General features: G+C 67.5%; 11 protein-coding genes. 10 read left to right on the top strand and 1 reads right to left on the bottom strand.

Annotation, left to right across the window (positions count from 1 at the left end; all coding sequences use genetic code 11):
- Nucleotides 1-7 precede the first annotated feature (7 nt).
- The 9 genes from I4484_RS07945 to I4484_RS07985 all read left to right on the top strand — a co-directional run bounded on the left by I4484_RS07945 (nucleotide 8) and on the right by I4484_RS07985 (nucleotide 12972).
- Nucleotides 8-487 carry a hypothetical protein gene (locus I4484_RS07945; protein WP_197450417.1) on the top strand — a complete coding sequence of 160 codons (480 nt, stop codon included), beginning with the start codon at nucleotides 8-10 and terminating at the stop codon, nucleotides 485-487.
- Nucleotides 488-556: 69 nt separating this feature from the next.
- Complete coding sequence (locus I4484_RS07950; RefSeq protein ID WP_197450418.1) at nucleotides 557-2341, top strand: VWA domain-containing protein; 1785 nt, start codon at nucleotides 557-559, stop codon at nucleotides 2339-2341.
- On the top strand, nucleotides 2334-3155 hold the full coding sequence (locus I4484_RS07955; protein ID WP_197450419.1) for a class II glutamine amidotransferase: 822 nt from the start codon (nucleotides 2334-2336) through the stop codon (nucleotides 3153-3155). The genes I4484_RS07950 and I4484_RS07955 overlap by 8 nt, the downstream gene beginning before the upstream one ends.
- A gap of 241 nt (nucleotides 3156-3396) precedes the next feature.
- The gene (locus I4484_RS07960; protein ID WP_197450420.1) at nucleotides 3397-5064 is read left to right on the top strand and encodes an AMP-binding protein; all 1668 of its coding nucleotides are present in this window, start codon (nucleotides 3397-3399) and stop codon (nucleotides 5062-5064) included.
- Between the two features lie 126 nt (nucleotides 5065-5190).
- On the top strand, nucleotides 5191-9219 hold the full coding sequence (hrpA, locus tag I4484_RS07965; RefSeq protein ID WP_197450421.1) for an ATP-dependent RNA helicase HrpA: 4029 nt from the start codon (nucleotides 5191-5193) through the stop codon (nucleotides 9217-9219).
- A gap of 85 nt (nucleotides 9220-9304) precedes the next feature.
- Nucleotides 9305-10426, top strand: coding sequence for a beta-ketoacyl-ACP synthase III (locus I4484_RS07970; RefSeq protein WP_197450968.1), 1122 nt, complete (start codon nucleotides 9305-9307; stop codon nucleotides 10424-10426).
- 38 nt (nucleotides 10427-10464) lie between these two features.
- Entirely contained in the window at nucleotides 10465-11256 is a 792-nt protein-coding gene (locus I4484_RS07975; RefSeq protein ID WP_197450422.1) for a VacJ family lipoprotein, read from the top strand.
- Between the two features lie 11 nt (nucleotides 11257-11267).
- Nucleotides 11268-12473: a PP2C family protein-serine/threonine phosphatase gene (locus tag I4484_RS07980; RefSeq protein WP_197450423.1), complete on the top strand. Its 1206-nt coding sequence runs from the start codon at nucleotides 11268-11270 to the stop codon at nucleotides 12471-12473.
- Nucleotides 12460-12972, top strand: coding sequence for an STAS domain-containing protein (locus I4484_RS07985; protein ID WP_197450424.1), 513 nt, complete (start codon nucleotides 12460-12462; stop codon nucleotides 12970-12972). Before I4484_RS07980 ends, I4484_RS07985 begins: the two co-directional genes overlap by 14 nt.
- 83 nt (nucleotides 12973-13055) lie before the next feature.
- Here the strand turns inward: I4484_RS07985 and tal are convergent, their stop codons facing one another.
- A complete protein-coding gene (gene tal / locus I4484_RS07990) occupies nucleotides 13056-13991 on the bottom strand; it encodes a transaldolase (protein WP_197450425.1) in 936 nt (311 codons plus the stop codon).
- Between the two features lie 144 nt (nucleotides 13992-14135).
- On the opposite strand from tal, the gene I4484_RS07995 reads away from it, so the two are divergent.
- On the top strand, nucleotides 14136-15341 hold the full coding sequence (locus I4484_RS07995; RefSeq protein WP_197450426.1) for a Bcr/CflA family multidrug efflux MFS transporter: 1206 nt from the start codon (nucleotides 14136-14138) through the stop codon (nucleotides 15339-15341).
- Nucleotides 15342-15401 lie beyond the last annotated feature (60 nt).

Consider the following 15401-nt stretch of genomic DNA (forward strand, 5'->3'; position numbering starts at 1 on the left):
GGTATCGATGCTGACATCCGATTCGATGTCCCTACTATGGCTGACCTACTTGGGTTTGTCGCTGGTCGTGCTGGTGACCGGTTACCTGGGGTTGGCCTTCCTACCGCGCCTGCTGCGCCTGCCGATCACCTGGATGGTGGCGGGCATCCTGTTGATGCCGACCCGGTTCCGGTTGCCGCTGGTGGAGGAGGGAGAGTTCTATACCGGCATGGCACCGGCGGTGGTGGTAGCGGCCGTTGCCTTGCTCGAGCGCAACGTTTCAGGGTTGGTCTCGTCCGGCCTGCTGGTGGGCGCCGGAGCCCTGCTGGGTATCGCCGTGGGCATTCTCCAGGCATGGCTGCTGCGCAGGGAGGCCACGCCCGACGCAGGGGGGCAGGGAAAGCGCAAGCAGAACGACGACGAGTCGCACGATAACAGCAGGCGCAATGGCCGGTCTGGCGAGCAGCTGCGCCGGCAGCACGAGCGCCGGGAGCCGAAACTCGGCTAGGGAGCCCCGATGGGGAGGGAGTGGAACAAGATATGGCACAGGCTGGCCGCTCTGGCCGGATGCCTGGTCGTGTCGAGCTGCCTGTCTGCCGCTTCACTCGACGAAGCGCACCCGGAAGTCCGGGTCATCATCGACGTTTCCGGCAGCATGCGTCACAACGATCCCGACCAGTTGGCCATCGAGGCGCTGGAGCTGCTGGTCACCCTGGTACCCAATGGGGCCAGGGCCGGCATCTGGACCTTCGGCGAGCGGGTGGCGAACCCGATGCCGCCAGGACCGGCCAATCTCGACTGGCGTGATCGCGCCCGGGCGCTGTCCAGCCTGTTGGTCAACTACCAGCAGTACACCGACATCGAATCGGCCATCTACCAGGCAGCGGCGGGTGAGGAGGTCGCGGGCCCGCGCCATCTGGTGCTGCTCACCGACGGCATGATCGACCTGCCCGACTGGCGCGGCAGCAAGCCGGCCATCGACAGGGCCTCGCGCGAGGCGCTGCTCGATGAGCTCGGCCCGAGACTGGCCGAGGAGGGCGTCGTGGTACACGCCATCGCCTTTTCCGACGAGGCCGACCTCGACCTGGTGGAGCGCCTCGCGCAGATGACCGGCGGGCTGTCTGCGCCGGTCGCCGGCCCCGATGCCCTGCTGGGCGCCTTCCTCGCCATCGTCGACCGCATCTTTCCCAGCGACCGGGTGCCGGTCACCGACCAGCGGTTTCTCATCGAGCCGGGCCTGCGGGGCTTCACCGCGCTGCTGTTCCGTGGCGAGGGCGGTGAGGAGCCGGAGCTGGTGGGGCCGGATGGCCGGCGCTATTCCGCGGACTCGCCGCCCGAGGGCGCCGAGTGGCGTAGCGAGTCGCGCTACGACCTCGTCCAGGTACCCAGCCCCCAGCCGGGACAGTGGCGACTCGAGGGCGCGCCGGGGCAGGATAGCCGGATCACGGTCGAGTCGCCGCTCAGCCTGCAGACGGCCGGCGTGCCGAGTACGCTCTACCTGGGCTTCGACGTGCCGGTGGAGGCCTGGCTCGCTCGCGATGGTGAGACAGTGGCCGTCGAGGCGTTGCCTGCGCACCTGCGCCTGACCGCGGAGCTGCACGATGACTCGGGATCGGTGCAGTCGGCCGTGGCCCTCAAGCAACAGGAAGCGCGATTCGTCGGTCGCTTGCCCGCACCCGCGCTGCAGGGGACTGCCCAGTTCGTCGTTCGCGCCGAGGGCCAGGGCTTTCGGCGCCAGCGGGTGCAGCCCATCAACGTGCTTCCGGCCGTGGCCGCGCAGCATGACGAGGCCGGCCAGCAGGTGCTCCTCGCCGCCGAACACCCCTCGCTCGATCGTGACAACACGCGCCTCTATGGCCAGCTCCAGGGGGCTCGTCTCGAGGCGGAGCCCGTCGCCGAGCGGCGCTGGAGCATGGCGCTGCCCGAGCTGGACACGGCCCTCAGCGTACCCTTGATCCTGCGCGGCGAAGTCACCCTGGAAGGCGAGACGCGCGAGCTGTACCTGCCGCGGCTGATGTTGTTCTCCGAGGTCGACACGGCGATCGACCAGGTTGATGCCAGCCCTGCCCTGGAAGTGGCACGCTTCCACGAGGAGTTGTCACCGGTGCGCGAGCGAGCCGGATCGGCATTGCCGGAGCCGGTCGAGCGTGTCGTCAGGCACGTGCAGGCGCTGCCGCGGATCGCCCAGGAGCGCTGGCGGGAATGGCGCCCCATGCTGGCCGGGCCGCTCGAGGAGACCTTGGACGAGCCGCGTTGGCGCTGGCTGCTCGGTACCCTGCTGGCAGCCCTCGTGCTCTTGCTGCTGTTGTGGAGAATTGCGCGGCGACGCCGTGCAGCGCCCCGGGAGGAGCCGCATGTGTGAGCTGCTGGGCATGAGCGCCAACGTGCCCACCGACATCTGCTTCAGCTTCACCGGCTTCCTGCATCGCGGCGGCGGCACCGGGCCGCATCGCGACGGCTGGGGAATCGCCTTCTACGAGGCGGGCGGCTATCGCGACTTTCGCGACCCGCACCCCTCGGTACGCTCCCCCATTGCGCGGCTGATCACCGACTATCCGATCAAGTCGCACATTGCCATCAGCCATATCCGTCAGGCCAACGTCGGCGAAGTGCGCCTGGCGAATACCCATCCGTTCACCCGCGAGATGTGGGGGCGAACCTGGTGCTATGCCCATAACGGCCAGCTCGAGGCGTGGCAGGGCCTGCCGCTGAATTTCTACCGGCCGGTGGGCGACACCGACAGCGAACACGCCTTCTGCTGGCTGCTGGCTTCGCTGCGCGAGCGCTTCCCCGAGCCGCCCGTGCTGACGGAAGACGATGCCACGCTGGGCGAGCGACATGCGGCGCTCTGGCGGCGGCTTCACCGGCTGTGCGAGACGCTGCGGGCCATGGGCGTGTTCAACCTGCTGCTGGCCGACGGCGAGTTCCTCTACACCTACTGCTCGACGAAGCTGGCCCATATCACTCGCCGCGCCCCGTTCGGCAGTGCGGAGCTCTCCGATGCCGAGCTGACGGTCAATTTTGCCGAGCACACCACGCCCGACGACATCGTCTCGGTGATCGCGACCGAGCCATTGACCTGCAACGAGGCCTGGGTGCGCATGGTGCCGGGTGAGCTGCTGGTGTGGCGCCACGGTCGCGTCGTCGCGCGCCTCATGGCCGAGTCCGCAGGCTGAGGTTCCTGCTGCCTGCCGGCTTGCCTTTCTACTGCCTTTTGCCCAGTTTGATAGTCAGCGGGGCGTCCACGCGGGGTGCCTATTGAATGAACGGTTGTTTGAATCGTTCGTTTTACAGCCGGGTGATGCCTGGTATATCGTTAGGGGCAGTAAATTTGGGGCAGTAAAATAGCCCGTCAAAATAACAACGGACGAGGTCGAGGGGTGAGCGACCGCCGCCGACGCTGTGGAGATAGCGCCAATGAGTGAGCAAGCCAACGCCGGTATCCTCAACGGTCCCGAGCTGAAGGGCATGGAGAAGTATCGATCGCTGATGGACGTCTTCCATGCGGCGGTGAAACGCTTTGCCGACAACCCGGCATTCACCTGCATGGGGCAGACCCTCACCTTTGCCGAGCTCGATCGTCTGTCGGCCGATTTTGCCGCCTGGCTGCAGCACGAGACCGGGCTGCAGCCGGGCGATCGCATCGCCATCCAACTGCCCAACGTACTGCAGTTCCCGGTGGCGGTGTTCGGCGCCCTGCGCGCCGGGCTGGTGGTCGTCAACACCAACCCGCTCTATACCGAGCGCGAGATGGCCCACCAGTTCAAGGACTCCGGAGCGCGGGCGATCCTGATCCTGGCCAACATGGCGAGCAAGCTCGAGAAGGTGCTCGATCGCACCGACATCGAGCACGTGCTGGTCACCGAGCTTGGTGACCTGCACGGTTTCCCCAAGCGCTTCCTGATCAACGCCGTGGTCAAGCACGTCAAGAAGATGGTGCCGTCCTATTCGCTGCCGATGGCGGTACCGTTTCGCAAGGCGCTCCGGGACGGCGCCTCGCGCCAGCACCGCGAGGTCGAGCGGGGGCTCGACGACATCGCCGCGCTGCAGTACACCGGGGGCACCACCGGCATGCCCAAGGGCACCATGCTCACCCACTGCAACCTGGTGGCCAACATGCTCCAGGCGGAGGGGGCCATCGGGCCTGGCTTGGCCCAGGGCAAGGAGGTGGTGATCGCGCCGCTGCCGGTCTACCACATCTACACCTTCACGGTGAACTGCCTGTTCCTGATGGAGACCGGCAATCACTCGATCCTGATCACCAATCCCCGTGACCTGGACAACTTCGTCAAGGAGCTGCAGAAGATCAAGTTCTCGGGTTTCATCGGCCTCAATACCCTGTTCAACGCACTGTGCAACCGCGAGGATTTCCGCAAGCTCGATTTCTCGCGCCTGCACCTGACGATTTCCGGTGGCATGGCGTTGACCAAGGCGGCGGCGAGCCGCTGGGAGGAGATCACCGGATGCCCCATCGCCGAGGGCTACGGGCTCACCGAGACGTCCCCGATCGTCAGCTTCAACCCAATCGACGCCATCCAGCTCGGCACCATCGGCAAGCCGGTGGCGGGCACTTCGGTGAAGGTGGTCGACGCCGACGGCACCCCTCTGCCGCTGGGCGAGCCGGGCGAGCTGTGCGTCAAGGGCCCCCAGGTGATGAAGGGCTACTGGAACCTCGACGAGGAGACGGCCAAGGTGCTGACCGACGATGGCTGGTTCCATACCGGCGACATCGCGGTACTGCAGGAGGATGGCTACATCCGTATCGTCGATCGCAAGAAGGACATGATCCTGGTGTCCGGCTTCAACGTCTATCCCAACGAGATCGAGGACGTCGTCGCCAAGCATCCGGGCGTGGTCGAGTCGGCGGCGGTCGGGGTGCCCGACGAGAACAGCGGCGAGGCGGTCAAGCTGTTCGTGGTCGCAAGGGACGAAAGCCTGGACGAGAAGAGCCTGCGCGAGTGGTGCAAGAAGGAGCTGGCCGGCTACAAGGTGCCGCGGTTCGTCGAGTTCCGCGACGAGCTGCCCAAGACCAACGTCGGCAAGGTGCTGCGGCGCCAGCTTCGCGACGAGCAGGGGGAGCGCTAGGGCCGCGTCGGGTTGGCGACGGCCGGCACGCCCGGCATTGGCCGAGCTTCGGCCAGCAGCGTTACAATGACCTGCCCGCTCCGGCATACCGGGGCGGGCAGGTTTTTCCTTGGCAAGAGGCGTTTCGTGAGTACCGCTACCCCCGCTGGACATACCGATGACAAGATCGAGCTGCAGCGCCTCGAGCAGGCGCTGGGCGAGGTCATGTTGCGCGATCGCGAGCCCCTTTCGCGCAGGCTGAACGGCCTGGCGCGGCGCCTGCGCGAGGGCAAGCCGGTTGACCGCGGCCTGGCCGAGGTGGCGCGCGACGTCGAGCGTTCCGCGGCGCTGGCGGCCAGCCGCCGGGCCCGGCCGGTGGCGCTGAACTATCCTCCCGAGCTGCCGGTGGCAGAGCGCCGCGACGAGATCCTCGCCGCTCTGCGCAAGCACCAGGTGGTGGTGGTGGCCGGCGAGACCGGCTCCGGCAAGACCACCCAGCTGCCCAAGCTGTGCCTGGAGCTGGGCCTCGGGCGGCGCGGCCTGATCGGCCACACCCAGCCGCGGCGGCTGGCGGCGCGCTCGGTGGCCACGCGCCTGGCCGAGGAGCTCGAGGTGCCGCTGGGCGAGCAGGTGGGCTACCAGGTGCGCTTCACCGACCAGACCGGCGACGCTACCCTGGTCAAGCTGATGACCGACGGCATCCTGCTGGCCGAGACCCGCCACGACCCGGATCTCAGTCGCTACGAAGCGATCGTCATCGACGAGGCCCACGAGCGCAGCCTCAACATCGACTTCCTGCTCGGCTACCTCAAGCGCCTGCTGCCGCGCCGGCCCGAGCTCAAGCTGATCATCACCTCGGCGACCATCGACGTGGCGCGCTTCGCCGAGCATTTCGCGCTGCCCGGCGCCGACGGCGAACCCAGGCCCGCCCCGGTGGTAGAGGTCTCGGGCCGCACCTACCCGGTCGAGGTGCGCTATCGTCCGCTGGTGCGCGAGGAAGAGGATGAGGCCGACCGCACCCTGCAGGAGGGCATCCTCCACGCCGTGGCGGAGATCGAGCAGACCGAGCGCGACAGGCGCTGGTTCCACGGCCCCCGCGACATCCTGGTGTTCCTGCCCGGCGAGCGCGAGATCCGCGAGACCGCGGACACCCTGCGGCGTGCCGACCTCAAGGCCACCGAGATCCTGCCGCTCTATGCGCGGCTCTCCAACGCCGAGCAGAACCGCGTCTTCGCCCCGCATGCCGGGCGTCGCATCGTGCTGGCCACCAACGTCGCCGAGACCTCGCTCACCGTGCCCGGCATTCGCTACGTGATCGACCCTGGACTGGTGCGCATCAGCCGTTACAGCTACCGCGCCAAGATCCAGCGCCTGCCGGTGGAGCCGGTCAGCCAGGCCAGCGCCGACCAGCGCAAGGGTCGCTGCGGGCGGGTGGCCGAGGGGGTGTGCATCCGCCTCTACGACGAGGAGGATTTCCTCTCACGCCCCGAATTCACCGACCCCGAGATCCGACGCACCAACCTGGCGTCGGTGATCCTGTCGATGCTTTCCCTCAAGCTTGGCGACATCGAGCAGTTCCCCTTCGTCGATCCCCCCGACTCGCGCTTCATCAAGGATGGCTTCCGCCTGCTGTTCGAGCTGGGCGCGGTGGACGAGGCCAACCGCCTGACGCCGGTAGGACGCAAGCTCGCCCGGCTGCCGATCGATCCGCGCCTGGCGCGCATGGTGCTGGCGGGCGCCGAGCAGGGCGGGCTGCGCGACGTGCTGGTGGTGGTCTCGGCGCTGGCGGTGCAGGAGCCGCGCGACCGCCCGGCGGAGAAGCGCCAGGCCGCCGACCAGGCCCATCGTCGCTGGCACGATCCGGACTCCGACTTCGTCGCGCTGCTCAACCTGTGGCAGGGCTTCGAGGCTGCCCGCGACGAGCTCAGCGGCAACCAGCTGCGGCGATGGTGCAAGGAGCACTACCTCAACTACCTGCGCCTGCGCGAGTGGCACGATACCTTTCGCCAGCTGCGCCAGCTGCTGCGCGAAATGGGGATCGAGGTGCCGCCGCCGGCACCGTTGCCCGAGCCAGCGCAGGACGGGGAAGAACATGACCGGGCCCGCCAACAGGCGCGCCGCCAGAGTGCCGTGCAATTGCACAAGGCGCTGCTGCCGGGCCTGCTCTCGCATCTGGGCATGCTCACCGAGAACCGAGAGTACCTGGGGGCGCGCAACCGCAAGTTCGTCATCCATCCCGGCTCGGGGCTGGCCAAGAAACCACCCAAGTGGCTGATGGCCTTCGAGCTGGTGGAGACCACCCGGCTGTTCGCCCGGACCGTGGCCAGGATCGAGCCGCAGTGGGTCGAGCCCGCGGCCGGGCACCTGGTCAAGCGCAGCTACAGCGAGCCGCACTGGGAGATGAAGCGTGCCCAGGTGGTGGCCAAGGAGCAGGTCACGCTGTTCGGCCTGCCCATCGTCAGCGGGCGCAGCGTGCACTACGGCCCCATCGCCCCGCGGGAGGCACGCGAGCTGTTCATCCGCCGCGCCCTGGTGGAGGGCGATTTTCGCACCCGGGGCGAGTTCTTCGACTACAATCGCGCCCTGGTGGAAGAGGTCGAAGAGCTCGAGGACCGGGCGCGCAAGCGCGACATCCTGGTCGACGAGGAGACGCTGTTCGCCTTCTACGATGAGCGGATTCCCGCCGACATCGTCAACGGCAGGGGCTTCGAGGCATGGCGCAGGAAGGCCGAAGCCGACGATCCCGATATCCTCAAGTTCGACCGCGCCGTGCTGCTGGCGCGTGAAGCGAAGGAGGTCACCCAGGCCCAATACCCCGACGAGCTGTTGCTCGGCGGAGTGCGCTATCCGCTCGACTATCGCTTCGAGCCCGGCGCGCCGGACGACGGCGTGACCCTGACGGTGCCGGCGGCGATGCTGCCGCAGCTGCCGCGGGCACGGCTCGAGTGGTTGGTGCCGGGGCTGCTGCGTGAAAAGTGCATCGCCCTGCTCAAGTCGTTGCCGAAGGCGATTCGGCGCCAGGTGGTGCCGATTCCCGACTGGGTCGACGCCGCGTTGGAAACGCTGACGCCCGACGACGTACCGCTCACCGAGGCCCTGGGCGAGTTCCTGCGTCGCCGCACCGGCGTGAGGGTTCACCCCGACGACTGGCGCACCGATCAGCTCGAGCCGCACCTGATCATGAACGTCCGCGTGGTCGACCACGAGGGCCGGCCGCTGGGCCAGGGACGCGACGTGCGCGAGCTCGAGCGCCGCTTCGAGGCGGCGGCGGGCGAGGGCGCCCGAGCGCTGGCCGCCGAGGTCAGCGAGGCGCCCGACGTCACCGGCCTGCCCGAATCGCCATTGCCCCAGTCGCGGGTGACGACCCAGGCAGGCATCCGGGTCGAGGCGTATCCGGCATTGGTGCCCGAGGGCGAGGCCTTCCGTGTCGAGCTGTTCGACCACCCCGGCAAGGCCGAGCAAGCGCACCGCCGTGGCGTGGCTCGGCTGGCCATGGCCCGCCTGCCGGACCAGGTGCGCAGCATCCAGCGGCTGAAGGAGCTCGAGGCGTGTGCCCTGCTGTTCACCAAGGTGGGCAGCAAGCGCGAACTGGTCGACGATGTGGTTGAGGCGGTATTCGCCCGCACCGTGGCGGCGTCGCCGCTGCCGCGCTCGGCCGCCGAGCTCGAGGCGCGACTCGAGGCGACCCGTGCCGAGCTGGTGCCGGGCGCCGAGGCGCTCGTCGCCACGCTCAAGCGCTCGCTCGAAGGCCATCTGGCCGTGACCAAGGCACTAAAGGGCAACCTCAACCTGGCACTGGCCCTGGTATACAGTGATCTCAAGGCCCAGATGCAGCGGCTGGTACATCCCGGCTTCGTGAACGAGGCGGGGGAGTGGCTGGAGGAGTACCCGCGCTACATGGAGGCGGCACTGATCCGGCTGGAGAAGGCGCCGCGCGAGCGCATGCGCGACCAGATGCACATGCAGGAAGTCCAGGATTTCGAGGCGCGCCTGGCCGCACGGCGCGAGAGCCAGCGCCGCGGTGGTCACGAGGATCCCGAGCTGGTGGAGTTCGGCTGGTGGATCGAGGAGCTGCGGGTGTCGCTGTTCGCCCAGCAGCTCGGGACCCGCATGCCGGTATCGGTCAAGCGCCTCGAGCGGCGCTGGATGGAGCTGGTGGGGCAGGGTCAAGGCTGACCCTGGCGCGCCGATATACGAGACATGAGGCATCGGTTCGCCGATGCCGAGCCTGCGGCGAGACGGCCGCACGAGGGAGAACATGATGACAGACGTCGTGATTACCGGTACGGGGCTGTTCACGCCGGAGCACGCCATCGACAACGATGCCCTGGTGGCGTCGTTCAACGCCTGGGTGGACGCCGAGAACGCGCGTCACGCCGCCGCCATCGAGGCCGGTGAGCGCGAGCCGCTGCTGCACTCCAGCAGCGACTTCATCGTCAAGGCGTCCGGTATCCACAGCCGCTACGTGATGGACGCCGCCGGTATCCTCGATCCCGAGCGCATGCGCCCGCGCCTGCCGCAGCGCGGCAACGACGAACCCTCGATCCAGTGCGAAATGGGCCTCGCGGCGGCGCGCCAGGCGCTCGAGGCCGCCGGCGTCGCCGCCGCTGACATCGACATGGTGATCGTCGCCTGCTCCAACCTGGAGCGCCCCTATCCCGCGGTGGCGGTGGAGCTGCAGGCGGCGCTGGGGACCGGGGGGCATGCCTTCGACATGAACGTGGCCTGCAGTTCGGCCACCTTCGCCATCGACCTGGCGGCTGGCGCCATACGCGGCGGCAACGTCAGGCGCGCCCTGGTGGTCAGCCCCGAGATCTGCTCGGCCCACCTCAACTTCCGCGACCGCGACAGCCACTTCATCTTCGGCGATGCCTGCACCGCCATCGTGATCGAGGATGCCGCGCTGGCCACGGCCGAGACCCGTTTCGAGATCCTCGGCACGCGGCTGGCCACGAAATTCTCCAATGCCATTCGCAACAACGCCGGTTTTCTCAATCGGGTCTCCGACAGCGATCCCCTGGCCAGCGACAAGCTGTTCGTCCAGGAGGGGCGGCGGGTGTTCAAGGAAGTCTGCCCCATGGTGGCGGCGCTCATCGGCGAGCACCTGGCCAGCCTCGAGCTCTCCGGCGACAGCCTCTCGCGCCTGTGGCTGCACCAGGCCAATCGCCACATGAACGACCTGATCGCCCGGCGAGTGCTGGGCCACGACCCCGAGCCGGGCCAGGCGCCGATCATTCTCGACCGCTACGCCAATACCAGCTCGGCAGGTTCGATCATTGCCTTCCACTTGCATCATGCCGACCTGCCCCCGGGCGCACTGGGGGTAGTCTGCTCGTTCGGTGCCGGGTACAGTGCCGGCTGCGTGGTGGTGCGTCGTCTGTGACGCATCGCCTCACGCCAACACATGAGGAGACGTAGCCGATGGTCGTGAAGCAGACCGGTATTGTCACCCGCCTTCTGGCCGTCCTGGCGGCCGTAGCCATGCTGGCGGGCTGTGCCGGGCGGGTGGCCGAGGAGGAGCGCCATCCCGATGACCCCTGGGAGGGCTTCAATCGCCGGGTGTTCACCTTCAACGAGGCGATCGACAGGACCGTGCTCAAGCCGGTGGCGCGCGGCTATCGCAACGTCACGCCGCAACCGGTGCAGACCGGCGTCGGCAACTTCTTCTCCAACCTGGGCGAGATCCGCACCACGCTCAACAGCCTGCTGCAGGGCAAGCCGGCCAATGCCGGGCTGGCCACGTCACGCTTCCTGATCAACTCGACGGTCGGCATCGTCGGCCTGTGGGATTTCGCCACCCACATGGGCATCACCGCCGAGGAGGAGGATTTCGGCCAGACCCTGGGCGCCTGGGGCGTAGGCGAGGGGCCCTATCTGGTGCTGCCCCTGCTGGGACCGAGCACGGTCAGGGATACCTCCGGCTTGCCGCTCGACATGTATACCTACCCGCTGACCTACGTCGAGGACGACAAGGTACGCTATGGTCTGACCGCGCTGCGCATCGTCGACGCGCGGGCAGGCTTTCTCGACCAGGAAGAGTTGATCCGTGGAGACCGCTATGTCTTCATTCGCGATGCGTACCTGCAGCGCCGACGCTTCGAGGTGTCGGACGGCGAACAGGGCGACGACCCCTTCGCCAGCGACGACTTCGATTTCGAGTTCGACGACGCCGATTTTGACGACGCCTTCGACAATGCCGAACCCGCCGATTGAGGCCTGAGCCGATGGATGCAGCCAAGCCGTTGATCGGCCTACTCGACGAGCCCGGCGCCTATCGCGACGCTCTGGCCGACACCATCGCACGCGACGGTCTGGCCGTGTATGCCGCGGAACGCCTCGAGGACCTGCCGGCGGAAACGGTGCTGGTCGTGGCCCATGCCCAGGCGATTCCCAGCCTGGCGTGGTCGAGCCTGACGGAGCGTTTGCCTACCATCGTGGTCAGCGATTCACGGCTCGACGCCGACCTGCTGACGGCGGTCGACGTGGGGCTGGTGGACTACGTCGTCGAGCCCATGCGCCACGGCCAGCTGCTGCGGCGGATGATCCGCAAGGCGATCGAGCTGCGGCAGTTGGAGAATGAGCGCAAGCACGACCGCGAGCGCCTGGCGCAGCTCAATGCGCACCTGGAAGAGCTCAACGAGAGCCTGGAAACGCACCTGGCGCTGCTGCGCCTCGACCAGCAGGCGGGAGGGCAGATTCAGCGCAAGCTGCTGCCGCCCCATCCCCAGTCCATCGGTGGCGTGACCTGCGACTACTGGCTGATCCCGTCGCTCTACCTCTCGGGGGACTTTCTCGATTTCCAGCGCTTTGACGAGCGCTATACGCTGTTCTATTTTGCCGATGTGTCCGGCCATGGGGCCTCGTCCGCGTTCGTCACCGTCCTGCTCAAGTACCTGTTCAACCGCTGGCTGGGCGACTGGGATGCCCGCCAGCCCGAGGCGTTGCCGGCGCGCTGGCTGGCGGCCCTCAATCGCGAGCTGCTCGATGCCGGGATCGGCAAGCATGCCACGCTGTTCGTCGGGGTCATTGACCAGCAGACCCGCGAGCTTCACTATTCGCTGGGTGCGCAATTGCCGAAGCCACTGCTGGTGGCGGATGGCGAGGTGCTGGAGCTGCCCGGAGAGGGCATGCCGGTGGGCCTGTTCCCCGACGTGGAGTATCCACGTTTGAGGTATAGGTTACCGCCGAACTTCCGGTTATGGTTGTGTTCGGATGGAATTCTGGAGTGCCTGCCGGGCGAGACGCTCGACGCGCGGCTCAGGGAACTCGAGCAACGAGTGCTGACCTGTACGACGTTGGAGCGGCTTCGCGACAGCCTGATGCTGGACACTCCCCGCGACATCGATGCCGAAGGGGATGACGGCGGACAGGAACTGCCCGATGACCTGACGATCATGATGTTGAGCGGATTTGGCAATGATCACGAATGAAGGCCGCGTCCAGGCGGCGTTCGACTCCGGTGTCTTCGTGCTCAAGCTGTGCGGCGACGTACGCTTGACGCTCTGCGCGACGCTGGATACCCAGGCCCAGCAGCTTGCCCGGACGCCGGGCCTGCAGTCCCTGATAATCGACCTGCGCGAGGCCACCAACGTGGACTCCACCGCCCTGGGCTTCCTGGCCAAGGTCGCCATGGCGGTCAAGGATCGGATCCTCTACAAGCCCACCATCGTGGTGAACAACCCCGACGTGCAGCGCATGCTCGAGGTCATGGGCTTCGCCCAGTACTTCGCCATGGTCGAGGCCCCGCTCACCGAAGCCTGCGAACTCAGTGACCTGCCCGAGGTCCCCGCCGACATGGAGGAGATGCGCCTGCGGATCCTCGAGGCGCATCGCATCCTGATGCGCATGAGCGAGCACAATCGGGAAGAGTTCCAGCCGCTGGTCGAGATGCTGGAGGCGCAGGAAACCTCGCACAGCGACAAGCACTAGCCCCGCTTTCCTACGGCGTGGCGCCTGGTGAGACGCCACGCCCGTCGCGCCGCTTCGCGGCCTGTTCCGGTGACCGAGCCCCGTTACTGGCGCAGCTCGCCCAGCAGCTTCTCCAGCTTGCGTTGGTCAGCGGTGAACTTGCGTATGCCTTCGGCCAGTTTCTCGGTGGCCATGGCATCCTCGTTCATTTCCCAGCGGAACTCCGACTCGTCCTGGGGCTCCGGCGGCGAGGTCTCGGCGCCGGCCGGGCTCAGCCGGCGTTCGAGTCGCTCTTGGCTCTCGGCCAGTTCGCCGAGCAGGGCGGGGGAGATGGTCAGGCGATCGCAGCCGGCCAGCGACAGGATCTCGCCGACGTTGCGGAAGCTGGCGCCCATCACGATGGTCTTGTAGCCGTGCCCCTTGTAGTGCTCGTAGATGCGCCTGACCGACTTGACGCCGGGATCGTTGTCACCGCTGAAGTCGGCATCCGGCCACTCCGCCCGGTACCAGTCGAGAATGCGGCCGACGAAGGGCGAGACCAGCGTCACGCCGGCATCGGCGCAGGCCTGGGCCTGGGCGAAGCTGAACAGCAGGGTGAGATTGCAGTGAATGCCCTCCCGCTCCAGGCGACGGGCGGCGCGAATGCCCTCCCAGGTCGAGGCGATCTTGATCAGGATGCGCTCGGGACCGATGCCGTGGCGATCGTAGCGCTCGATCAGCGAGCGCGCGCGGGCCAGGGTCGCCTCGGTATCGAAGGAGAGCCGGGCGCTGACCTCGGTGGAGACGAAGCCGGGTACCAGGCTGCTGATCTCGCTGCCGATCTCGACGGCAACGGCATCCAGGGCGTCGTCGATGTCGGTGGCCTGCCGGGCGATCTGCCCCAGGCGCTCGCGTCGGTCCTCATGCTGGGCGGCCTGGAGGATCAGCGAGGGGTTGGTGGTGGCATCGGTGGGCTGGAAACGGCGGATGGCGTCGATGTCGCCGGTGTCGGCCACCACGGTGCTCATCGTCTTGAGTTGGCTAAGCAGGTCCTCTGCCATGACGGTCTCTCCTGAGGGTCGGTATCGGGCCACTTTAGCAACTGGAGGGAGTAGCGAACAGCCGCCTGGCCGAGGCAGCGCGCCGGGAGTTACGCTATGATTAGCGTCCTAGCTTTTTCTCCCCCAGGTCGCAACGGAGCTCTCTTGACCCTCTCTGCCCGACGCGTGGCCCTGCTGGTGGCAACCAACACGGCGCTGGCGCCCTTCGCCATCGACGCCTATCTGCCTGCCATGGCGGCGCTTGCCGACAGCATCGGTGCCAGCATCCACCATACCGAACTCTCGCTGAGCGCCTTCCTGGCCGGCTTCGCCCTGGGCCAGCTGCTGTTCGGGCCGCTCTCCGACCGGGTGGGGCGCAAGCCGGTGCTGCTGGGGGGCCTGGTGGCCTTCCTCCTGGCCAGCCTGGTGATCACCAGCGTCGATTCGTTGTCCGAGCTCCTGGCGTGGCGCTTCGTACAGGCGCTGGGCGGCGGGGCCACGGTGGTCAACTCGGCGGCCATCGTGCGTGATTGCTTCAGCGGTCGCGAGGCGGCCAAGGTGATGTCGACCATGGCAATCATCATGCTGCTGGCGCCCCTGGTGGCGCCGGTGGTGGGCAGCGGGCTGCTCTATCTCGGCGACTGGTGGCTGATCTTCGTCTTCCTTGCCGGCTATGCCGCCTTCCTGATGTGGCTGATGGGTACCCGGCTGCCGGAGACCCGGGATCCCGGCGCGCCTGCCGCCTCGCCGCGCCAGATGCTGGGCAACTACGCCAGCGTGCTGCGCCACCGCGAGGCCATGGGTTACGTGTGCGCGGCGTCGATGTCCTTTGCCGGGCTGTTTGCTTTCATTACCGCTTCGCCGTTCCTCTACCTGGAGCACTATGGGCTGAGCCCGGGGCACTATCCGCTGGTATTCGGCGTCAACGTGGTCACCATGGCCGCCTCCAATCGCCTCAACATTCGCCTGCTGCGCTGGCGCAGCCCGCAGCAGAATCTGCGCCTGGGGCTGGCCATCCAACTGACGGCGGCCTCCGGGCTCGCCCTGCTGGTCGCCACCGGGCTGGAGTCGCTATGGAGCGTGGTGCCGCTGGTCATGCTGTTCGCCGGCACCATCGGCCTGGTGGCACCCAATGCCATCTCCTCGCTGCTCGACCACTTCCATCACATGAGCGCCACGGCGGCGGCCCTGCAGGGCAGCATCCAGTTCTCCTGCGGGGCGCTGGCCGGGGTGCTGGTGGGTGCCTTCCAGATCGACAGCGCCTGGCCCATGGTGGCCACCATGCTGGGGGCATCGCTGGCCGGCAACCTGGGGCTGCGCCTGCTGGCGGGCCGGGCGGGTCTGACGCCGGACGGATCCGGGCGGCGATAAAGTTTGGTCACATTGTCACGAAGCTGTCATCGAGTCGCGGCATCTTATGCCATGCAAAGG

The sequence above is a fragment of the Halomonas sp. SS10-MC5 genome, assembly GCF_015992245.1.
Classification (GTDB): Bacteria; Pseudomonadota; Gammaproteobacteria; order Pseudomonadales; family Halomonadaceae; genus Halomonas; species Halomonas sulfidoxydans.